Origin of the sequence: Rhizobium sophorae, from assembly GCF_013087515.1 — a bacterium.
In the GTDB taxonomy this organism is placed as follows: domain Bacteria; phylum Pseudomonadota; class Alphaproteobacteria; order Rhizobiales; family Rhizobiaceae; genus Rhizobium; species Rhizobium sophorae.
This window is the reverse complement of record NZ_JABFCN010000034.1, coordinates 102,155-123,835: the sequence shown is the minus strand read 5'-3', so window position 1 is coordinate 123,835 and position 21,681 is coordinate 102,155. Positions and strand designations below refer to the sequence as shown.

Annotated in this window: 22 protein-coding genes; 21 read left to right on the top strand and 1 reads right to left on the bottom strand. The window is 60.4% G+C overall.

All coding sequences use genetic code 11. The features are described 5' to 3' along the window. Positions 1–11: 11 nt before the first annotated feature. The 15 genes from flgK (at position 12) to folD (ending at position 13,234) form a co-directional block, all read left to right on the top strand. Positions 12–1,499 (top strand): flagellar hook-associated protein FlgK, encoded by a 1,488-nt coding sequence (gene flgK / locus G9X64_RS20650; RefSeq protein WP_171377348.1) that lies wholly within the window; start codon positions 12–14, stop codon positions 1,497–1,499. A gap of 3 nt (positions 1,500–1,502) precedes the next feature. Further along, positions 1,503–2,555: a flagellar hook-associated family protein gene (locus G9X64_RS20645; protein WP_168310491.1), complete on the top strand. Its 1,053-nt coding sequence runs from the start codon at positions 1,503–1,505 to the stop codon at positions 2,553–2,555. A gap of 34 nt (positions 2,556–2,589) precedes the next feature. Beyond that, on the top strand, positions 2,590–2,937 hold the full coding sequence (gene flaF, locus G9X64_RS20640; protein WP_027666404.1) for a flagellar biosynthesis regulator FlaF: 348 nt from the start codon (positions 2,590–2,592) through the stop codon (positions 2,935–2,937). Further along, positions 2,934–3,383, top strand: coding sequence for a flagellar biosynthesis repressor FlbT (flbT, locus tag G9X64_RS20635; protein ID WP_003556571.1), 450 nt, complete (start codon positions 2,934–2,936; stop codon positions 3,381–3,383). The genes flaF and flbT overlap by 4 nt, the downstream gene beginning before the upstream one ends. Continuing rightward, the gene (flgD, locus tag G9X64_RS20630) at positions 3,374–3,817 is read left to right on the top strand and encodes a flagellar hook assembly protein FlgD (RefSeq protein WP_168314442.1); all 444 of its coding nucleotides are present in this window, start codon (positions 3,374–3,376) and stop codon (positions 3,815–3,817) included. The genes flbT and flgD overlap by 10 nt, the downstream gene beginning before the upstream one ends. Before the next feature lie 98 nt (positions 3,818–3,915). Further along, complete coding sequence (fliQ, locus tag G9X64_RS20625; RefSeq protein WP_009992823.1) at positions 3,916–4,182, top strand: flagellar biosynthesis protein FliQ; 267 nt, start codon at positions 3,916–3,918, stop codon at positions 4,180–4,182. A 90-nt stretch (positions 4,183–4,272) separates the two neighbouring features. Continuing rightward, a complete protein-coding gene (flhA, locus tag G9X64_RS20620; RefSeq protein ID WP_171377347.1) occupies positions 4,273–6,360 on the top strand; it encodes a flagellar biosynthesis protein FlhA in 2,088 nt (695 codons plus the stop codon). Further along, positions 6,357–7,109 (top strand): flagellar biosynthetic protein FliR, encoded by a 753-nt coding sequence (locus G9X64_RS20615; RefSeq protein ID WP_171377346.1) that lies wholly within the window; start codon positions 6,357–6,359, stop codon positions 7,107–7,109. Before flhA ends, G9X64_RS20615 begins: the two co-directional genes overlap by 4 nt. A 7-nt stretch (positions 7,110–7,116) precedes the next feature. Continuing rightward, a complete protein-coding gene (locus G9X64_RS20610) occupies positions 7,117–7,530 on the top strand; it encodes a hypothetical protein (protein ID WP_151520224.1) in 414 nt (137 codons plus the stop codon). A 32-nt stretch (positions 7,531–7,562) separates the two neighbouring features. After that, complete coding sequence (locus G9X64_RS20605) at positions 7,563–8,126, top strand: rod-binding protein (protein WP_168310486.1); 564 nt, start codon at positions 7,563–7,565, stop codon at positions 8,124–8,126. Between the two features lie 11 nt (positions 8,127–8,137). Further along, positions 8,138–8,503 carry a hypothetical protein gene (locus tag G9X64_RS20600; RefSeq protein WP_003545575.1) on the top strand — a complete coding sequence of 122 codons (366 nt, stop codon included), beginning with the start codon at positions 8,138–8,140 and terminating at the stop codon, positions 8,501–8,503. Then, on the top strand, positions 8,503–9,042 hold the full coding sequence (locus G9X64_RS20595) for a hypothetical protein (protein WP_027666408.1): 540 nt from the start codon (positions 8,503–8,505) through the stop codon (positions 9,040–9,042). Before G9X64_RS20600 ends, G9X64_RS20595 begins: the two co-directional genes overlap by 1 nt. 403 nt (positions 9,043–9,445) lie before the next feature. Further along, positions 9,446–10,285: a WecB/TagA/CpsF family glycosyltransferase gene (locus G9X64_RS20590; protein WP_171377345.1), complete on the top strand. Its 840-nt coding sequence runs from the start codon at positions 9,446–9,448 to the stop codon at positions 10,283–10,285. 156 nt (positions 10,286–10,441) lie between these two features. After that, a complete protein-coding gene (locus G9X64_RS20585; protein ID WP_171377344.1) occupies positions 10,442–12,214 on the top strand; it encodes a GumC domain-containing protein in 1,773 nt (590 codons plus the stop codon). 120 nt (positions 12,215–12,334) lie between these two features. Further along, positions 12,335–13,234 carry a bifunctional methylenetetrahydrofolate dehydrogenase/methenyltetrahydrofolate cyclohydrolase FolD gene (folD, locus tag G9X64_RS20580; protein WP_020048498.1) on the top strand — a complete coding sequence of 300 codons (900 nt, stop codon included), beginning with the start codon at positions 12,335–12,337 and terminating at the stop codon, positions 13,232–13,234. Here the strand turns inward: folD and G9X64_RS20575 are convergent, their stop codons facing one another. Then, entirely contained in the window at positions 13,235–14,260 is a 1,026-nt protein-coding gene (locus G9X64_RS20575; protein ID WP_171377343.1) for a LacI family DNA-binding transcriptional regulator, read from the bottom strand. 309 nt (positions 14,261–14,569) lie between these two features. Here G9X64_RS20575 and G9X64_RS20570 point away from each other — a divergent pair, with 309 nt between their 5' ends. The 6 genes from G9X64_RS20570 (at position 14,570) to G9X64_RS20545 (ending at position 21,652) form a co-directional block, all read left to right on the top strand. Beyond that, complete coding sequence (locus tag G9X64_RS20570; protein WP_168310482.1) at positions 14,570–15,931, top strand: ABC transporter substrate-binding protein; 1,362 nt, start codon at positions 14,570–14,572, stop codon at positions 15,929–15,931. A gap of 186 nt (positions 15,932–16,117) precedes the next feature. After that, positions 16,118–17,131, top strand: a complete 1,014-nt coding sequence (locus G9X64_RS20565; RefSeq protein ID WP_129417954.1) for a carbohydrate ABC transporter permease — start codon at positions 16,118–16,120, stop codon at positions 17,129–17,131. Position 17,132: 1 nt separating this feature from the next. After that, a complete protein-coding gene (locus G9X64_RS20560; protein WP_168310481.1) occupies positions 17,133–18,296 on the top strand; it encodes a carbohydrate ABC transporter permease in 1,164 nt (387 codons plus the stop codon). Between the two features lie 34 nt (positions 18,297–18,330). Beyond that, positions 18,331–19,983, top strand: coding sequence for a beta-galactosidase BglA (bglA, locus tag G9X64_RS20555; RefSeq protein ID WP_168310480.1), 1,653 nt, complete (start codon positions 18,331–18,333; stop codon positions 19,981–19,983). 50 nt (positions 19,984–20,033) lie between these two features. Further along, positions 20,034–21,122 (top strand): ABC transporter ATP-binding protein, encoded by a 1,089-nt coding sequence (locus G9X64_RS20550; protein ID WP_168310479.1) that lies wholly within the window; start codon positions 20,034–20,036, stop codon positions 21,120–21,122. A gap of 176 nt (positions 21,123–21,298) precedes the next feature. Then, positions 21,299–21,652 (top strand): hypothetical protein, encoded by a 354-nt coding sequence (locus G9X64_RS20545; RefSeq protein ID WP_018445791.1) that lies wholly within the window; start codon positions 21,299–21,301, stop codon positions 21,650–21,652. Positions 21,653–21,681: the final 29 nt, after the last annotated feature.

The window sequence follows — 21,681 nt, the reverse complement described above, 5'->3', positions numbered from 1 at the left end:
CCGGGTAAGCCATGTCGCTCACGTCAGCACTTAATACCGCGCAGAACATATTCAACAATACGGGCACTCAGAGCAGTGTCGTGTCGAACAATATCTCGAATGCGGGCAACAAAGATTACGTGCGCCGGCAGGCGATGCTCACCACGTCCTTGAATGGCGCGCAGGTCGTCAAGATCGACCGCGCGCAGGAAGAGGCGCTGCTGCGCCAATATCTGAAGACATCCTCTCAGGACAGTGCCCAGCAGGCATTGCTCGGCGGTCTTGAGGACCTCAAGTCGATCGTGGGTGGCAACGACTACGAAACGTCGCCATCCACCTATCTCGGTGTTTTCCAGCAGAAGCTTCAGGCCTTCCGCACAACGCCGGGCAGCACCGTCGCCGCCCAGGGCGCCATCACCGCCGCGCAGGACGTCGCCAACTCGCTGAACAATGCCTCGCAATCCGTTCAGAACGTTCGCGCCGCTGCCGACAAGCAGATCGCCACCGACGTCGATAAGCTGAATACGCTTCTTAGCGACTTCGAGAAGGCCAACAATGCGGTGAAGACCGCCACGGCCTCGGGTGCCGATGCATCCGGCGCCCTCGACGAGCGTGAGAAGGCTCTCAAGCAGATTTCGCAGATCGTCGGCGTCAACGCAACGACGCGCGACAATAACGACATGGTGCTGAGCACGTCTGACGGGACGATCCTCTTCGAGACGATACCGCGCAAGGTGACGTTCAAGTCTCAGGATGTCTATACCGCGACCATCACCGGCAATTCGGTCTATATCGACGGTGTGGCACTTCCACGCGGCAGCGGCTCGACGACGACGGGGCAGGGAAGTCTTCAGTCTCTCCTCCAGGTGCGCGACGAAATCGCCCCGAACTTCCAGAAGCAGCTCGACGAAGTCGCCCGCGGGCTGGTCTCGCTCTTCAAGGAGCAGAACACGGTGGCCGGTCCGGCCTATGTGCCAGGCCTCTTCACCTGGAGCGGCGGCGCGGTCGATACCGGCGCCACCGCGGTTGCCGGCATGGCGGCGACCATCACGGTCAGCAACCGCGTCATCACCTCGCAGGGCGGCGATCCGATGCGCCTGCGCGATGGTGGCGTCAACGCCACCGGCCTCGTCCTCAACACGTCAGGCGCCAGCGGTTATACGACTGAACTCGATCGTCTCTATACCGCGTTGGGCTCCGACATCGATTTCGATCCAGCGGCGGGGACGCCGGTCGGGTTCGACGCCACGACCGGCATCGATTCAAACGTCAGCATCATGGAATTCGCCACGAATTCGCTCGGCTGGCTCGAGCAGTACCGCAGCAACGCCACGACGGCGGCGGAAAACACCTCTGCGGCGCTGTCACGCTCCGACGAAGCCTATTCCAACGAGACGGGCGTCAACCTCGACGAGGAGCTGACGTTGCTCCTCGACATAGAGCAGTCCTACAAGGCGGCGACCAAGATCCTCAACGCCGTTGACGAAATGTTGAAGTCATTGCTGGATATTGCGAGTTAAGCCATGAAGAGCTCATTTATTTCAAGTTCGGCCATTCAGAATGCGATGCGGTTGACGATCCGTCAGGCGCAGAACCAGATGACGAAGGCGACGATGGAAGCGACGACGGGAGTCTATGCCGATATCGGTGTGTCGCTCGGCGGCAACGCCGCCAGGAGCGTGGACTTCAGCCGCGAGGTCGACAGGATAGCGTCGATCAAATCAAGCAACTCGCTTGTCACCGCGCGCATGGAATCCTCGCAGCTCGGCCTTTCCAAGATGAAGGACGTCGGCGACGGCCTCGTTTCGAAGCTGACGGCGCTCCAGGGCAGCCACGATCCCGGCAGCATCACCGTCGCCATCCAATCGGCGACCAGCGCCCTGTCCACGATGATGGATACGGCCAACACCATGGTAAACGGCGAATATCTCTTCTCGGGCATCAATAGCGATGTGCAGCCGCTGACAGACAAGACGGCCGCGACGAGTGCCGCCATCGTCACGCAGTTGAATGCCTACGCCGCCGCTCTTGTCCCGCCGAAGGCAGTCAAGGATCTGACCGGCGCCGAAATGAGCACCTTCATCACCACGACAGTGGAGCCGATGTTCAGCCAGGCAGCCTGGACCGATCCGACGACTGGTTGGTCGCAGGCATCGAACCAGAACATGACGAGCCGCATCAGCAACTCCGAAGTGATCGAATCCTCGACCAATGCCAATTCCGAGGGCATGCGTTACTTCGCGCTCGCCTCAGTGATGACCTCGGCACTGTTGGGTCAGACCCTGAGCACCGATGCGATGAGCACGGTGTCCAAGCAGGCGATCAGCTATACGGCGAAGGCGACCAGCGGCCTGGTTACCCAGGCAAGCCAGCTCGGCCTTTCGCAGGAGCGTGTCAAGAAGTCCAACGACGCTCTCGACGCTCAATCGAACATCATCAAGAACAAGCTCGTCGATCTCCAGGGCGTCGATCCTTACGAAGCCTCGACCCTCGTCAAGACTTTGGAAACGCAACTTGAAACGGCTTACACGATCGTCTCGAAGATCCAGCAGTTGAGTCTTGTAAACTACCTTTGATGAGCAAAGGCGCGCAATAAAGAAGGATGCATGAATGTATCAGTTCTCATATGCCGAAGTCATGCAGGACTCGGTGGCCGACGCAAAAGAGCGGGAATGGCAGGTTCTTGACCGGTCCATAGATCTGCTGTCGTTGGCGCGCGAAAAGGAAAAATACGGCCGGGAAGCCATTGAAGCCCTGTTTTATACGCGCCGGGTCTGGATCAGCTTCATCGAGGATCTCAAACATCCCGACAACCAGCTGGAGATCGGGCTCAGGGCCAACCTCATCTCGATCGCGATCTGGATATTGAAGGAATGCGACAGGATCAGAAAACGTCAGTCTAATAACTACCAGGGCATCATCGACGTTACCACCATCATCAGGGATGGACTTAAATGAAAAGTACACTTCGCATTTCTCTGAAAGCCGGAGAAAGAATCTTCATCAACGGCGCCGTCCTGCGCGTCGACCGCAAGGTCGCGCTGGAATTCCTGAATGATGTGACGTTCCTTCTCGAAAACCACGTCCTCCAGCCGGAGGGCGCCACGACACCGCTGCGTCAGCTCTATTTCATCGCGCAGATGATCCTCATTAACCCCGAGGGCAAGGACCACTCGACGGCGTTGTTCCGCAAGTCGATCACCATGCTGCTCTCCTGCTTCAAAAACGAGGAGATCCTCGCTGAGTTGAAGCGCATCGATGCGCTCGTCTCGACGGGCCGCGCCTTTGACGCGCTCAAGGCGATCCGCGGCCTCTACGCGATCGAAGACAATATCCTCAACAACCACGAAATGCCGCCGACGATGGTCGAGCAGATTCGTAGGGAGATCGCACCATGGCGGTAGATGCAACATCGAACGTGAGCACGTCGAGCACGACAAGCACGACGAGTACGGCCCAGACGAAGGCGACGCTGAACTACGACAATTTCCTTCAGCTGCTCATCGCGCAGATGAAGAACCAGGATCCGACCGATCCGATGGATGCCAGCGAGCAGATGTCGCAGCTGGCAAGCTTCTCGCAGGTCGAACAGACGATCCAGACCAACACCAAGTTGGACACACTTCTGGCAAGCTCGAGCCTTACTCAAGCCAGCAGCTACGTCGGCAAATACATGGAAAGCGCCGACGGTAAGGTCAAGGGCACCATCGAATCCGTCAAGGTTTATTCCGACGGAATCATTGCGACAACCACGGCTGGCGGGAATATACTCGTGCAGGCGGGAATCACTATAGCCGACAAGGCGCCGACCACGTCGACCGACACCAGCGATACCTGATACCCACGGCGCCGCTGCGCGCATAACTGGGGTGATACCAACCAATGGCGGTCCGGCCACGGCAGGGCCGCTTCAAGGCGATATGAGGTTGCCTTCGGATGAATGAAGCTGATGCATTGGATCTGTTTCAGGCGGCAATCTGGACCGTCCTGATTGCCGCCGGTCCCGCCGTCATCGCGGCAATGGTGGTGGGTCTCGTCATTGCCTTGATCCAGGCGCTGACCCAGGTGCAGGAAGCGACACTGACCTTCGTGCCGAAGATCGTCGCGGTGCTGATCACGGTCGGGGTCACAGCACCCTTCGTCGGCTCGCAGATCTCGATTTTCACCAATCTGGTCTTCTCGCGCATCCAGTCTGGCTTCTGAGCCACCTTCGCGCAAGCTTCGCCATTTAACTCTCGATCCGAATTGGGCGGGCTGCATGTCCGCCTCCTCTCATGAAGAGACGGAATCGTCATGGCGCAACCACCTGCACTCCCCCTTCCAAAAGTCGCCCCGAGCCTGCGCGATGTCGGTTTTGCCCTCGGCATCATCGGCATCATCTGCATTCTCTTTCTGCCGATCCCGCCATTCCTGATCGATATGGGACTGGCCTTCTCGATCGCCTTCTCGGTGCTGATCCTGATGGTCGCGCTGTGGATCCAGAAACCGCTCGATTTCTCGTCTTTCCCGACCATTCTGCTGATCGCAACGATGACCCGGCTGGCGCTGAACATCGCGACGACACGCGTGATCCTCTCCCACGGTAATGAAGGCCATGACGCAGCTGGCGGCGTCATCGCCGGTTTTGCAAGCCTGGTGATGTCCGGCGACTTCGTCATCGGTCTGATCGTCTTCCTGATTCTCATCACCATCAACTTCATCGTCATCACCAAGGGCGCCACGCGTATCGCGGAAGTCGGCGCGCGTTTCACCCTCGATGCCATCCCCGGCAAGCAGATGTCGATCGACGCCGATCTCTCGGCCGGCATCATCGATGAGAGGGAAGCCCAGCGCCGGCGCAGGGAGCTCGAGGAGGAAAGCTCCTTCTTCGGTGCGATGGACGGTGCGTCGAAATTCGTGCGCGGCGATGCCGTCGCCGGCCTGATCATCACCTGCATCAACATCTTCGGCGGCATCATCATCGGCTATTTCCGCCACGACATGCCGATCGGCGAAGCCGCTGACGTCTTCGTCAAGCTCTCGGTCGGCGACGGCCTCGTCTCCCAGATGCCGGCTCTCATCGTCTCGCTCGCCGCCGGCCTTCTCGTCTCTCGCGGCGGCACCACCGGCTCCACCGACCAGGCAGTCGTCAATCAGTTGAGCGGTTATCCGCGTGCGCTTTCCGTCTCGGCGGTGCTGATGTTCATCCTGGCCTTGATGCCGGGTCTGCCGTTTGTGCCCTTCGTGGTCCTCGGCGGTCTTCTCGCCTTCGGCGCCTGGTTCATCCCGCGTCAGGTCGAGGCAGAGAACATGCTTCGCCGCGAGCAGGAAGAAAAGAAGGTCGTCCAGAACAAGGAACTGGAAAAGGATTCGGTCAAGGCAGTGCTGCGCACCTCCGAAATCGAGCTCGCACTCGGCAAGATGGTCTCGACGCGCCTGCTTGGCGCCCACCAGGAGCTCGCCTTCCGCGTCGGCAAGATGCGCAAGAAATTCGCCACGCAATACGGCTTCGTCGTGCCCGAGATCAAGGTGACCGACGATATCGCCATCGCTGAAAAGTCTTACCAGATCCGCATCCACGGCACGACGGTCGCTTCCAACCTGCTGCGCGTCGGCGAAGTCCTCGTCGTGACCGGTGCCGGCCGCCGGCCGAGCATTCCCGGCGACGAAATTCGCGAGCCCGCTTTCGGCATGCCTGCCGTCTCGATCCTCGAAAACTTCGCCGACGATCTGAAACGCGAGGGCTTCCAGCCGATCGACAACGTCTCCGTCGTGCTCACTCATATGAGCGAGGTCATCCGCAACAACCTGCCGCAGCTTCTGTCCTACAAGGACGTCAAGGTGCTGATCGATCGGCTCGATCCCGAATACAAGAAGCTCGCCGACGAAATCTGCTCGTCGCATATGTCCTATTCCGGCCTGCAGGCGGTGCTCAAGCTGCTGCTTGCCGAACGTGTCTCGATCCGCAACCTGCACCTCATTCTCGAGGCGGTGGCCGAGCTCGCCCCGCATGTCAGGAAGACCGAGCAGATCGTCGAGCATGTCCGCATCCGCATGGCCCAGCAGCTTTGCGGCGATCTCGCCGACAACGGCGTGCTGCGTGTGCTGCGGCTGGGCAGCAAATGGGATCTCGCTTTCCACCAGGCGCTGAAGCGCGACGCCAAGGGCGAGGTGATCGAATTCGACATCGATCCGCGCAGCCTGGAAGAGTTCAGCGAGCAGGCCACCAAAGTTATCCGTGAGTTCATGGATCGCGGCCTGCCATTCGCACTTGTCACGTCGCCGGAAACACGCTCCTATGTGCGCATGATCATCGAGAGGCTGTTCGCCACGCTGCCGGTCCTGTCGCATGTCGAACTGGCCAAGGGCATCGAGATAAAGATTTTGGGCTCTATTTCATGATAACAGACCCGCAAGGGACCGTTCTCGCGCTGTTTCTGGTTTTCTGCCGGATCGGCGGCTGTGTGCTGGCTCTTCCGGGTTTTTCCTCGGCGCGCGTGCCCCAACAGCTGCGCGTCTTCATCGCCAGCGCACTCTCGATCGCCGTCATGCCGTTGCTCTGGGATACTGTCTATCCGGCCGTTCACACCGGTGCCGGAACCTATATCGGCCTGATCTTCAGCGAATCGCTGATCGGCGTGATGTATGGCATGCTGGCGAGGATCTACACGCTCGGCATGCAGTTCGCCGCCTCGATTACCGCCATGATGGTCGGCTACACCCAGCCGGGTTCCGCCGACATCCTCGAAGACACGCCGGAGACCAGCCTGTCGGCCTTTATCACCTTTGCCGGCATGATGATCCTCTTCATCATGGATTTTCATCACATCGTTTTCCGCGCGCTGATCGATTCCTACACGACCATGCCATTCGGAGGCATGATGCAGATGCGCGCGACGCTGATCTCCTTTACCGACACGCTGGAGCAGACCACCTACATCATGCTGCGGCTGGCGAGCCCGTTTTTGATCTACGGCCTGATCTTCAACGTCTCGATCGGTTTCATCAACAAGCTGGCGCCGCAGATCCCGGTCTACTTCATTTCCACGCCCTATCTGCTGATGGGCGGGCTCTTCCTGATCTATTTCTCGATTGCGGCGATGGTCAGCCAGTTCGGCCAGTCCTTCGGCTCGATCTATATCGGGCGATGAGGCTGTCATGGTCGAAAAGAGCCGCTCCCAAAAGCTCAAGCGACTGCTCTCGGTGCAGCGGCATATCGAAAGAATGGCCGAGAACGACCTAGCCGAAACCAGCCGCCAGCGTGTCGAGGTCAATGTGGCGATGGACGACGTCATCCTCGCGCTCGGCTCGATGGACCCCGTCCACCATGCCTTCTCGCAGAATTACGCCGACCGATTCGGCAGGCTCAGCATCAAGGACCAGCAGCTGACCGGCATGCAGCAGATCCACGAGATGCGGCTGGCGCGCGAGCGCGCCAAGGGTGACCGCTTTGAAGAGGGCATGAAGGAAGCACTCGAGGCCGAGCGCCGCGAGGCCGATGACAACGCCGTCTACGATGTCATCGATCAGCAATTCGCAACGCCAGCCTCCAGCAAGCTTCAAAAACCATAGTCGTTACGATCTTAAATTCAGAGGATTGTAACGTGGCTATTTCGCCCCCCAGTGATCTGGTCCTGGACGTTGTCAAAGCTGCCGACCCCATGGAGGTTCAGGCGGCTCAGGAAAAGTTGAAGGCAAATCGTGCGGCCTTTGCCGCAACGAGCCTCGCCGAGAATGGCAAGGGCTTCTCCAATACGGTCGACGTTCTCGATCATGTCGGCCAGAAGAGCGGCCTCGCCAACATCCAGAACCGCACCAAGACCGAGGAAGTTCCGGAAAGCTACCGGAAGTTCGAGGCCATGGTCCTGCAGAATTTCGTCAAGTCCATGCTGCCGAACGAAAGCGAAGATGTCTACGGCAAGGGCGCGACCGGCGATATCTGGAAAGGCATGATGGCCGAACAGCTTGGCAACACCATGGCCAAAGGAGACGGCATCGGCATCGCCAAGCAGATGTACAGCGAGCAGTTGCGCCGCCAGGAAGGCAAGATCGTCAATGCCTCCACCGACGACGATGACCGCAACACCGCGCTCAGCATGATCGATGACTTCCAGCGCAAGACCTTTGGCACGCCGACGGCGGAAGCCAAGACGGCAAGCGACGCATAATCGAGGATACAATGGAAATAATTTCGAACGAATACAGGATCAAATCCGTTCTCGGACGCCTCGAAATGATCATCGACAATGAGAACACCCGGATCGGCAACGATCCGCAGTTCGATCTCAAGGTCTCCAATGCGCATAAGAGCCGCTGCCTCTACGAGCTGTCGATGCTTTTCCGCGATACTGATCCAGCCGAGCTTGCCGCTGCCCACCTCGATCAGCTGCATGGCCTGAAAAAGAAGCTGGTTCTCAATGCCCGTCGCGTCGAGGCGCATCTCGAAGCGGTTCGCGCTGTCGCCGACCTGCTGAAGAACGCAGTTCAGGACGCCGATGCCGACGGCACCTATTCCCAGGAACAATTCGCCGCGCGTGGAAACTGATGATCAAGCTCGTCCTCACCGGTGTCTGGGTTTGCGCCATCACCTTGGCATCGGTCTATTTCTCGGTGTACCTGGCGACCGCGCCGGCGCCCGCGGCAACAGATTCCAAGCAGAGCGCGCTCGAACTGGTGAAGGGTGAAACGATCACCGTGCCAATCATCGGCAACGGTGCGATTACCGGTTATTTCCTCGGCCGCGTTTCGTTCATGATGAACAAGGACATGCTGAAAGGCGTGACGCTGCCGCTGAGCGAGATGACGACGGACGAGCTTTTCAGCTTGCTGGTAGGCAACAAGATGGTCGATATCGCCCACATCAAATCCTTCGATCCGAAGGCTTTCCGCGAGGAGATCAAGAAGGGCATGAACGAGCGCCTCGGCGGCGAATACGTCGCCGACGTGATGCTGGAGCAGCTCGACTATCTCTCCAAGGAAGAGGTCAAGGAAAGCTCCGCCGGTCAGCCGAAGAAGGTGGGCGCGCCCGTCAAGATCGTCGAGACCGCACCGGCCGCCGAAGCACCGGCGCCAGCGGCCCATTAGATCCGGATGATTTTAGGCCGGATCGGCCTAAAATCTGAATCCGGCTCTAAATCAAAGACGTAGAGCATGATGCCGTCCGAAAGCCGCTGACACTTTTTGGCATCATGCTCTAAACATCATTCGATCATCGACGACAATCGGCGCCAGAGGGCGCCGTTTGTCGTTGGCGCGCGTGGTTAATAAACCACTTATACGAGCATAGAAATTCAAGGAATTTTCCTAAGGGTTGTTTGAAACCGTCCTGTTATATCAGCTGTCACAGCTTGGCATGCGCCGCTTATCCGGGATCGGAGCGACGCCCCCGGCGGGACGCGACCGGGTCCTTTCGAGACCTCCGGTGCGGAAATATAGGCTTGTTTTCCGGGATGTCGGGCGCATGCAGCACCCTCGGCAGGAGGTAGGAATGAATCTGATTGCAAACTTCGCGGTGCTCGCATCGCGGCGGACGATCTTCGATCTGCCGGTCTGCGATCTCGGCTGGGACGACGCCCTCGTTTTCATCAACGAGCTGGCCTCCATTCCCGTCGGCCAGACCGTGGTTTGCTTCGTCAACGCCCACAACATGCTGACGACGCTGCGCGACGACGAATATTACCGGATCATGTCGCACAATCTAGTGCTGCCGGATGGCATCGGCCTCAACATCGCATCACAGATCGCCCATGGCGCGCCGTTTCCCGCCAATCTGAACGGCACCGATTTCGTGCCGGCTTTCCTGACCTTCATGGAGGCTCCGCGCCGCATCGGTCTCATCGGCGGCAAGCGCTCGGTCGTCGAGGCGGCGGCGGAAAATTTCCGCAAGCACACGCCCTGGCACGAATTCGTCGTTGTTTCCGACGGTTACTTCGACAAGGTCGATTCCACTGAAGTCATCGAGGAGCTCGAGCACCAGAAGCTCGATATCCTGATCGTCGGCATGGGAACGCCGCTGCAGGAGAAATGGGTTCACCACAATATCCGCGCCGATCATGCACGCCTGGTGCTGACCGTCGGCGCTCTCTTCGACTTCGTCTCCGGCGCCGTCCCGCGTGCGCCGAAGACGGTGCGGATGATGCGCCTGGAATGGGCCTATCGCTTGCTGCAGGAGCCGGCGCGCCTCTGGCGCCGTTACATCATCGGCATCCCGGTCTTCCTCTTCCATGTTCTGCGCTACCGCTTCCGCCGGCGCGAAAGGATACTCAGCCATCCGGAAGAGCACGGCAGCGAGCTGCAGCCGCGGGCGGAGCGTAAGAAGGCGAGCTGACCTAATAGCGCCGCGTGTCTAACAGGACGCGCGGCTTAGCAATTCTTGCCCGCTGCGGTTAACCATTTCTTTGCCATGAATATTTAGAGTCACTTAATCATCTGCATTCGAGCGGATGAGCGAACTCGGCCATCATGTGCATGAGATGTGGCGCAAATGTACGATATCAGGGCCAGAAACAGTTTCCAGGATCGCGCAGCCGCAGGGCCGCGCGCCCATGACGATTCCTACGGGGCGCCCCAGTCGAGCCGGCCTGATATCGCGCCGCCCGAGGCCGAATTGCTGCGCGCCATCGGCCGCGCGCTGGAAGAACAGCGCGCAAGAGCGGCGCGCACCGCACCGCTGGTTGACCGCATCGAAACCATCCTCGGCAACCGCCTTCGGGCAGCCAACGACGTCGGCCATCCGCTTCTTCAGGAGCCGGCGGGCGATGAAGAACTGAGCGCTCCGACCGACGAGCCGATGATCTCGCCCGAACCATTGGCCGCGGTCCATGAAGAACCCGCCGAGCTCCGGCCGGCAGCGCCGCGGCGTCGAGCAAGCGGGATCGGCCTTGCGATGATGGTGGCCGCCGCGACGATCATCGGCGCGGGCTTGCCGGCGCTGCTCCCATCTTCGCCAGTCCTCTACCGTGCCGAGGCGACGCTTGCGGTGAAGAGCGATGCCGCAAGCCGCGCTGCCTTCACTCAGGCAGCAGTGAGAGGGCTGCTGTCGGCGAGGGTGGTTGCTTCGACGGTTGTCGCCCTGAAACTCGATCATGATCCCGAATTTGCCGGTGCCAGCGCCAATGCGCTCGGCGTCGCTCTCGATCTCCTCTCGGCGACCGGCGCTGCTGCGGATCCGGCTTCGCGCGCCGAGGCCACTTTGAAACATGCGGTCGAGATACTGCCCGATGCCGCCGCCGGCACCATCCTCGTCAGGGTGACGACTGCCGACAGCGGCAAATCCACGCGCATCGCTGCACGGCTTGCCGAAGCGGTGTCCGCAGCAGACGGAGCCGGCGGCAACGTCGAAACCGACGCCGCCTCGCGTAAAGCCTATGACGAGGTCAAGGCGGAGCTTGCCGCCTTCACGGCGAAGAGCGGCGAGGGCAACGTCAAGGTGGCGATCGATCTTCGCCGCCAGATCGACCGGCTTGATGCCGATCTGAAAGCCGCCGACCAGAACATCCTTGCCGCCAAGGCGCAGGCCGACCGGCTCAAGGCCGCAAAACTTGCCGAAGTGCTCGACGGTTCGCTGCCCTCCAATTTGCTTTCGCCGGCTCTGCAGGACTGGCGCGACAAATATGCCGTCGCCAAAACGACGCTTGCGCAGCTTTCGGCCGATCTCGGCCCGCGTCATCCGCGCCTCGTGCAGCAGCAGGCCGAAACTGACGGTCTGAAGGAGAATATGGGCAAGGAGCTTACCCGTCTTGCCCAGGCTGCCAACCTCGCCGCCAAGGCCGCCGTCGATGCACGCAAGGGCCTGAACGATCGCCGCAACACGCTGATCGCCCAGAGCCGGGACACCGGCGTCGATCTCTCCCGCCTGACCGAACTCAGCGACAAGGCGAATGCCGCGCGTTCGCGCCTGGCAGACGCCGCTTCCGCTTCGGCGGAAACGGCCGCCGACGGCCGTATCGTCCTTCTGAAGCCGGCGCTGGCGACGGCGGTATCGGCAACGGATGGCTGGATCGGCCGCTCGCTGATAGGGGCTGCCGCGGGCCTTGTGTTCGGTCTTGCCGCGGCTTTTCTGCTGCGCCTGCCTAAGACCGTCATCGCTCCCGCAAGGGAAGAGATGCCGGTATACCAGCCGCCGGCTTCTCCGCCGTCGGCACCTCAGCCCGTTCCGGCGCCGGTCGACGAAATGGAGCTGCTGCGCTCCGAAATCTCCGGCCTGCGCGACCGGCTTCGTGTTCATGGGCTCGAAGCGCGGCAGCCGCTGCGCTGAACGAACATTTCCTTGCAAGCTTGCTATTGCATTGCCGCTTTCCGACAGGATAGGGCGTTAGCGGGCAATTGACGCTCGCCGAGTATCCATAGATTGACGCGAAACAGGGCGGAGAGACGTGTGACGACAGTAATCGACGGAAAGAACGTAGCTGCATCGGTCATTCAGACGGTCAAGAGTGCGACGGCGGCGCTGGAAAAGAGCAGCGGCGTCACCACCGGCCTTGCGGTCGTCATCGTCGGCGACGATCCGGCAAGCCACGCCTATGTCGGCTCCAAGGGCCGCATGGCCAAGGAGTGCGGCTTCAAGTCCGTTCAGCACACGCTGCCGGCCGAAACGAAGCAGGAGGATCTGGCAGCTCTCGTCGCCACTCTCAACGCCGATCCGTCGATCCACGGTATTTTGGTGCAACTGCCCTTGCCGAAGCCGCTCGACAGCGAGGCGATCATCCAATCGATCCTGCCGGAAAAGGATGTCGACGGCCTGAGCGTCGTCAATGCCGGCAAGCTCGCCACCGGCGACCTGAAGACCGGACTGGTCTCCTGCACCCCGGCCGGCGCCATGGTCTTCGTCCGCCGCACCCATGGCGAGGATCTCTCCGGCCTAAACGCCGTCGTCATCGGCCGCTCCAACTTATTCGGCAAGCCGATGGCGCAATTGCTGCTCAACGCCAATGCGACGGTGACGATTGCTCATTCCAGGACCAAGAATCTCGCGGAGGTCTGCCGCAACGCCGATATCCTGGTGGCCGCTGTCGGCCGGCCGGAGATGGTCAGGGCCGATTGGGTCAAGCCCGGTGCGACGGTCATCGACGTCGGCATCAACCGTGTGGCGGCTCCCGAAAGAGGCGAGGGCAAGACCCGGCTCGTCGGTGACGTCGCCTTCGAGGAGGTCTCGGCGGTCGCCAGCACCATCACACCGGTTCCCGGCGGCGTCGGGCCGATGACCATCGCCATGCTGATGGCCAACACGGTCATCGCCGCCCATCGCACCGCAGGGCAGACACCGCCCCAGTTTTGATTACGGCCGCGGGGCAGGACCGGTCGAGGCCCTGACGATCAGCTCGGTCTTCCAGAGTTCCTGGTCGGGGAAGGGACCGGCCTGCTTTACCGTGCCGATCAGCCGCTGGGCGATGCGAACGCCCGCTGCCCGCAGTGAAGAGCGTGTCGTCGTCAGCGGCACCGAAAAGCTTTCCGGTTTCAGCAGCGGCAGCACGTCGTCATGGGCGATCAGCGAGATATCCTCACCGAGCCGCAATCCGGCTTGGTTGACTGCGCGGATCGCGCCGAGCGCCAGTACCGTGCTGGAGCAGAGGATCGCCGTCGGCCGCTCTGGCAATTGCAGGAAGTGTTCCATCGCCAGCAGGCCTTGTTCGTCCGTCATCAGCGCGTGGCTCATGCAACCCTCCTCGAGCGTGAGCCCGCGCTCGGCAAGGGCTGATATGACGCCGTTCTTCCTGCGGATGGCGAAATCGAGATGCATCGGTCCGTTCATCAGCGCAAAGCGCGTATGGCCGAGCTGCAGCAAGAGCCGCGTCGCATCGTAGAAGGCGCCTTCATTGTCGATGTCGAGATAGGGATAGTCCGGCTCCGAACCGAAGGACCGGCCGTGCACGACATAGGGCATGGAAAGCGATTTCAGCATGGCGAGCCGCGGGTCGTGGCCGCGCATATAGGCGACGAACAGGGCATCAACATTGCCGCTGATCGCAAGGCGGCGCAGCGCCGCCACCTCGTCATCCGGGTCGGCCGGCATGATCACGAAGTGGAAATCATGGCGCACGGCCTCTTCGCCGAGCCCGGCCAGGAATTCACCGAAATGAACGTCGGACTGGTGGCCGGGCGCCGTCGGCATGACGAGGCCGATCGAGCCTGCCTTGCCGGTCGCAAGCCGCTGCGCCGCCTTGTTCGGCCTGTATCCTGTTTCCTTGACCGCCTGAAGCACGCGCTCCCGGGTCGCCTCATTGACCTCGGGATAGCCGTTCAGCGCCCGGCTCACCGTCGTCTGCGACAGCCCCAGCAATTGCGATAGCTGTTTGAGATTCACCTGCTATGCTTCCTCCCAGCCCGCCCCGTTAGCCGTCTTGAAAAGGCCTGCCGCCTCCCAGCGACATCCAAAGCGCTTTCAATTATGTATCATCTGGCGCGCTTGACTCAAGAAAAATCGATCCATATTTCCCGATAGGCGCTGCTGCGCCGCGATATGCCGCGATATCCGGCATGTTCACAGCGGGTTTTCGCGAATTGACTTGACTCCATTCCACCGAAAGTGGAATGAGTTGGGTGTCAAAGCGCTTTGAAATTTCTTTATTGAGGGAATTCAGCGCAGTTGGGATTGTGATGGGAGGATGATCACATGAAAAAGTCATTTTTGATGGGCGTTGCCGTGGCAGCGCTTTTTGCCGGTGCTGCGTCTGCGGCCGATCTGAAATTTGCGCCGGGACAGGATGCCAAGTTCAACTGGAAGAGCTATGACGAATTCAAGGCTGCGCATGCCGATCTGAAGGGTCAGCCGCTGACGATCTTCGGGCCGTGGCGCGGCGAGGACGAGGCGTTCTTCATGAGCGTGCTTGCCTACTTCACCGAAGCCACCGGCATCGATGCCAAATACTCCTCTTCGGAAAACTACGAACAGCAGATCGTCATCGACACGCAGGCGGGCTCGCCGCCAAACATTGCCATTCTGCCGCAGCCGGGCCTGCTCGCCGATCTCGCCAGCAAGGGCTTCCTGACGCCGCTCGGCGACGACAATTCCAAGTGGATCAAGGACAATTACGGCGCCGGCGACAGCTGGGTCGGTTACGGCACCTACAAGGGCAAGGACGGCAAGGAAGCCTTCTACGCCTTCCCTTATAAGGCCGACGTCAAGTCGCTCGTCTGGTATGTTCCGGAGAACTTCGAGGAAGCCGGCTACAAGATCCCGACGACCATGGAAGAGCTGCATGCCCTGACCGACCAGATCGTCAAGGATGGCGGCGTCCCCTGGTGCATCGGTCTTGGTTCCGGCGGCGCCACCGGCTGGCCGGCGACCGATTGGGTCGAGGATATCATGCTGCGCATGCAGCCGCCGGAAGCCTACGACAAGTGGACGACCAACGAGCTGAAGTTCACCGATCCGGCCGTCGTCGCCGCGATCGACGAATTCGGCAAGTTCGCCAAGAACGAGAAATACGTCGACGGCGGCGTCGCGGCCGTGGCCTCGACCGATTTCCGCGACAGCCCGAAGGGCCTCTTCGCGGTTCCGCCGAAGTGCTACATGCACCATCAGGCCTCGTTCATCCCGTCCTTCTTCCCTGAGGGCACGAAGCTCGGCCAGGATGCCGACTTCTTCTACATGCCGACCTTTGCTTCGCATCCCGAACTCGGCAAGCCGGTTCTCGGCGCCGGCACGCTCGTCTCGATCGCCAAGGACTCGAAGACGGCCCGCGCCTTCATCGACTTCCTGAAGACCCCGATCGCGCATGAGGTCTGGATGGCGCAGTCGAGCTTCCTGACGCCGTATAAGAGCGTCAGCACCGAGGCCTATGCCAACCCGCAGATGAAGAAGGAAGGCGACATCCTGACCTCCGCCACCACCTTCCGCTTCGACGGCTCCGACCTGATGCCGGGCAAGATCGGCGCCGGCGCCTTCTGGACGGGCATGGTCGATTTCGTCGGCGGCAAATCCGCTGAAGAGGCCGCTGGCGAAATCCAGAGCGCCTGGGACGGCATCAAGTAATCCTCGAAATTATGCCGCCGGCTTACCGGCGGCATGGCTTGCATGACTGGCCGGGCTCGCAAAGAGCCCGGCCATCGCAGGATATATTGTGATTGGGCTATACAAACAGATTGACGGTGACCGGCGTTGACCCGTCACAATAAAAACCGGTCGGTATAAGATCAGGGGAAGCAGGGGAGGGACGAAATGCTGTCGCAGATAGTGTCCGCTTTGGGCGTCGTGGTCGTCGCGGTTTTCGCGTGCTCGGCCTATTTCTATTTTTCGAACAAGATCCTGGACCTCGCTCTGCCGGTGAAGGATGGCGACATCCGCGCCGCATCGCGCAATCTGAACCGGCGTGCACTTGTCCGGCCTTGGTTGTTCATCGGCCCGGCGCTCTTCCTGCTCATCGTCTATCTCGTCTATCCCGTCGTTGCGACCTTCATCCTCTCCTTCTACGATCGTGCCGGTCTGCAGTTCGTCGGCCTCGCCAACTACAAATGGGCGCTTGGCGACCGCGAATTCCGCCAGTCGATCTTCAACAACATCCTCTGGCTCGCCGTCGTGCCGGCCGCCTGCACCTTCTTCGGCCTCGTCATCGCCGTGATGACCGATCGCATCTGGTGGGGCAATATCGCCAAGAGCATCGTCTTCATGCCGATGGCGATCTCCTTCGTCGGCGCCTCGGTCATTTGGAAATTCATCTATGAATATCGCGGCGGTAACGACGTCCAGATCGGCCTGCTGAACGCCATCGTCCAGACTTTCGGCGGAACGCCGGAGGTGTGGATCTCCATTCCCTTCTGGAACAACTTCTTCTTGATGATCATTCTGATCTGGATCCAGACCGGTTTCGCCATGGTCATTCTGTCGGCCGCTCTTCGCGGCATTCCGGAAGAGACGATCGAGGCCGCCGTCATCGACGGCGCAAATGGCTGGCAGATCTTCTGGCGTATCATGGTACCCCAGATCTGGGGCTCCATCGCCGTCGTCTGGACGACGATCACTATCCTCGTCCTCAAGGTCTTCGACATCGTGCTGACCATGACCAACGGCCAGTGGCAGACGATGGTGCTGGCGAACTTGATGTTCGACTGGATGTTCCGCGGTGGCGGTGATTCCGGCCGAAGTGCCGTCATCGCCATCATCATCATGCTCGCCGTCACGCCGATCATGGTCTGGAACGTGCGCCGCGCCAATCGCGAATTGAAGGGCCACTGAGATGACTGCTATCGGAAGCTACTTCAAAATCGGCCCCGCCCGTCTCTTCGTCCACCTCGCCGTTTTGCTGATCGTCATCGTCTGGCTCATCCCAACGCTCGGCATCTTCGTCAGCGCGTTGCGTGACAAGGACCAGATTGTCGTCTCCGGCTGGTGGACGGCCTTCGTCGGCTCGACGCAGACCGTCGCCGTGCGCTTGGGCACGCCGGACCAACAACGGCAGGAAGGTACCACCTACGTCATCTCAGGCAATGTCCTGGAAGGACAGACCGGCCGTTCAGTCAAGGCCTTCGGCAATCGAGTGCAGCAGCCTGCAGCGTTTGACGCGGGCATGACGGCCGATCTGGGCGACGGTGAAACCCTGCAGATCAACAGCGACGGCAGTTATCGCTACGTGAAGAACGCCGCCTTTTCGCCCGACCAACGCCCGCGGCGCATCTATGCATCCGTCTCGGCGCCGCCGGAATTCACGATGCAGAATTACAAGACGGTTCTGACCGGCGAGGGCATCGGCCAATCCTTCATCAACTCGCTGACCGTGACGATCCCGGCGACGATCATCCCGATCCTGATTGCCGCTTTCGCCGCTTATGCCCTGAGCTGGATGGAGTTTCCCGGCCGCGCGCTCCTGATCGCGCTCGTTGTCGGCCTCATCGTCGTGCCGCTGCAGATGTCGCTGATCCCGCTGCTGCGTCTCTATAACGAGATCGGCAACATGCTCGGCCAGCCGTCGAAGACCTATCCCGGCATCTGGCTGGCTCATACCGCTTTCGGCATGCCGCTCGCCATCTATCTCTTGCGGGCCTATATCGCCGGCCTGCCGAAGGAGATCATCGAATCCGCCCGCGTCGACGGCGCGAGTGATTTCGAGATTTTCGTCCGCATCGTTTTACCTCTGTCCTTCCCGGCACTCGCCTCCTTCGCCATCTTCCAGTTCCTGTGGGTGTGGAACGACCTGCTCGTCGCCATGGTCTTCCTCGGCACCGACAAGGACCACATCGTGCTGACCGGCAGCCTGAACGCGCTGCTCGGCTCGCGCGGCGGCAACTGGGAGATTTTGACTGCGTCAGCCTTCGTCACCATCATCGTGCCGCTGCTCGTCTTCTTCGGGCTTCAGCGTTACCTGGTGCGCGGTCTGCTGGCGGGTTCGGTCAAGGGAGGATGACCATTCCCGAACGTGACTTCAAACAGGATATTCCATGAACGTGGCTTCCCAATCGATCTCGACCCCTGACAAGGACTGGTGGCGCGGCGCGGTGATCTATCAGATCTACCCGCGCTCCTACCAGGATTCGAACGGCGACGGCATCGGCGACCTGAAGGGCATCACCGCCCGCCTGCCGCATGTGGCAAACCTTGGCGTCGATGCGATCTGGATCTCGCCCTTCTTCACCTCGCCGATGCGCGATTTCGGTTATGACGTTTCCGACTACGAAAATGTCGATTCGATCTTCGGCACGCTGGTGGATTTCGACACGATGATCGCCGAGGCCCATCGCCTCGGCATACGCGTGATGATCGACCTCGTCATCTCCCACAGCTCGGATCAGCATCCCTGGTTCGTGCAAAGCCGGTCCAGCAAGACCAACGCCAAGGCCGACTGGTATGTCTGGGCCGATGCCAAGCCGGATGGCACGCCGCCGAACAATTGGCTGTCGATTTTCGGCGGCTCGGCATGGGCGTGGGATCCGACGCGCATGCAATATTACATGCACAACTTCCTGACCTCGCAGCCGGATATGAACCTGCATAACCCGGAAGTGCAGGACCGTCTGCTCGATGTCGTGCGCTTCTGGCTCAATCGCGGCGTCGACGGCTTCCGCCTCGACACCATCAATTTCTATTTCCATGACACGCAACTGCGCGACAATCCGGCGCTTGCGCCCGAGCGCCGCAACGCCTCGACGGCGCCGGCGGTCAATCCCTACAATTTTCAGGAGCATCTCTACGACAAGAACCGGCCCGAAAACCTTGCCTTCCTGAAGCGCTTCCGCGCCGTTCTCGAGGAATTCCCGGCGATCGCCGCCGTCGGCGAAGTCGGCGACAGCCAGCGCGGCCTCGAAATCGTCGGCGAATACACCTCCGGCAACGACAAGATGCATATGTGCTATGCCTTCGAGTTCCTGGCGCCCGATCCGCTGACGCCGGAGCGCGTCGAAGAGGTGATGCAGGATTTCGAAGCGGCGGCACCGGATGGCTGGGCCTGCTGGGCCTTCTCCAATCACGACGTCATGCGCCATGTCAGCCGTTGGGGCGGGCTGGTCGCCGACCACGACGCCTTTGCCAAGCTTTATGCTTCGTTGCTGATGACCATGCGCGGCTCCGTCTGTCTCTATCAGGGCGAGGAGCTGGCATTGACCGAGGCCGATCTCGCCTATCAGGATCTGCAGGACCCCTATGGCATCCAGTTCTGGCCGGAATTCAAGGGCCGCGACGGCTGCCGCACGCCGATGGTCTGGGACAGCCAGGTCGCCCAGGGCGGCTTCTCGACGGTCAAGCCCTGGTTGCCGGTGCCGGTCGAACATATCCTGCGTGCCGTCAGCGTCCAACTGGGCGACGAGACTTCCGTGCTGGAGCACTATCGCCGCTTCATCGCCTTTCGCAAGCTGCACCCAGCTTTTGCCAAGGGCGAGATCGAATTCGAGGAAACACAGGGCGATACCCTGGTCTTCACCCGTGAATACGGCAATGAGAAGCTTCTCTGCATCTTCAACATGAGCCCGGCCGAGGCCGGCGTCATCTTACCGGCGGGAGAATGGCAGGCATTGACGGGCCATGGCTTTACCAGCAACAACTATGGCGACAAGATCGATATTCCGGCCTGGGGGGCGTATTTCGCCCGTCTTGCCTAAGGAACATAGGCCTAAGGAAACACAGGCCCAGGGAACACAGGGAGAGAGAAATGACTGGACTGACGCTGAAGGATATCCGCAAATCCTACGGTTCCGTGGATGTTCTCCATGGTATCGATCTCGATATCAAGCAGGGCGAATTCATCGTCTTCGTCGGTCCGTCCGGCTGTGGCAAGTCCACGCTTCTGCGCATGATCGCCGGTCTCGAGGCGATCACCGGCGGTGAGATGTATATCGATGGCCATCTCGTCAATGACGTGCCGCCCTCCAAGCGCGGCATCGCCATGGTCTTCCAGTCTTATGCGCTCTACCCGCATATGACTGTCTTCGACAACATGGCGTTCGGCATGAAGATCGCCGGCGAGAGCCGCCAGGAGATCGACCGCCGCGTCCGGGCGGCGGCCGAGAGCCTGCAACTGACCCAATATCTCGATCGCCTCCCGAAGGCGCTTTCCGGCGGCCAGCGCCAGCGCGTGGCGATCGGCCGCGCCATCTGCCGCGATCCCAAGGTCTTCCTGTTCGACGAGCCGCTCTCCAACCTCGATGCCGCGCTGCGCGTCGCGACCCGCATCGAGATCGCCCGTCTGAACGAACAGATGGCCGATACGACGATGATCTACGTCACCCATGACCAGGTCGAGGCGATGACGCTTGCTGATCGCATCGTCGTTCTCTCCGCCGGCAATATCGAGCAGGTCGGCGCGCCGCTGGACCTCTACGAGCGCCCGGCAAACCTCTTCGTCGCGAAATTCATCGGCTCGCCGGCGATGAACATCATTCCGGCGACGGTCGCCGGAACCGGAAGCCAGACGACGGTGACGCTGACCGGCGGCATGTCGGTGACCCTCGATGTGGCGACCGATGCGTCGGAAATGGGCAAGCAGGCAAGCTTCGGCGTGCGTCCGGAGGATCTCCGGGTTGCCGATGGCGCCGACTACCTGTTTGAAGGTGAAGTGTCGATCGTCGAAGCGCTCGGCGAAGTGACGCTGCTTTATATCGAGGGCCTGGTTCCCGGCGAGCCGATCGTCGTCAAGCTGCCCGGCATCTACGATGTGAAGAAGGGCCAGAGGATGCGGTTTGCCGCTGACAGGCAGAAGTTGCATCTCTTTGATGCAACCGGTCATACCTACCGAAAGTAAGGCGGCCATTTTTGGGGTAATCACCCCAGGAATTGTGCGGGACGGACCGAATTCTCACTTTCTGTTAAAGATCGGCTGCTACCTTTTCCTCGTCAATTTATGAGGGGGATAAGCAGGTGGCCGCTTCCAATCCGTCACAGCCAAAATCTCATTTCCTGAGCAAGGAAGAATCCTTCATGTACGACCGCGAGGCGCGGTTCAAGATGGAGGACACGATGAATGCCGCGCGCATCGAATATACGGAAAAGGGCGTCATGCACGCGGCTTCGCGCCGCTGCGACATTGTCCGGATCTCGATGAGCAGCGCGACACTCGCGATCCTCACCCAGTTCAGCCTGCCGAAGCAGTTCTATCTGGATATTCCTGATGCCCGCATCACCAAGGTCGGTTGCCTGCTGATGAAGGTCAACGCCAACAATACGATCGACGTCCGCTTTCTGCGCCTGCTGACGCAGAAGGAGCTGAACAAGATCTTCGTCTACAGCACCCATCCGGCGCACCGCGACTACGTTCTCGATATCCGCGCCTAACGGGTATCACTGCACCGATATCGAAAACC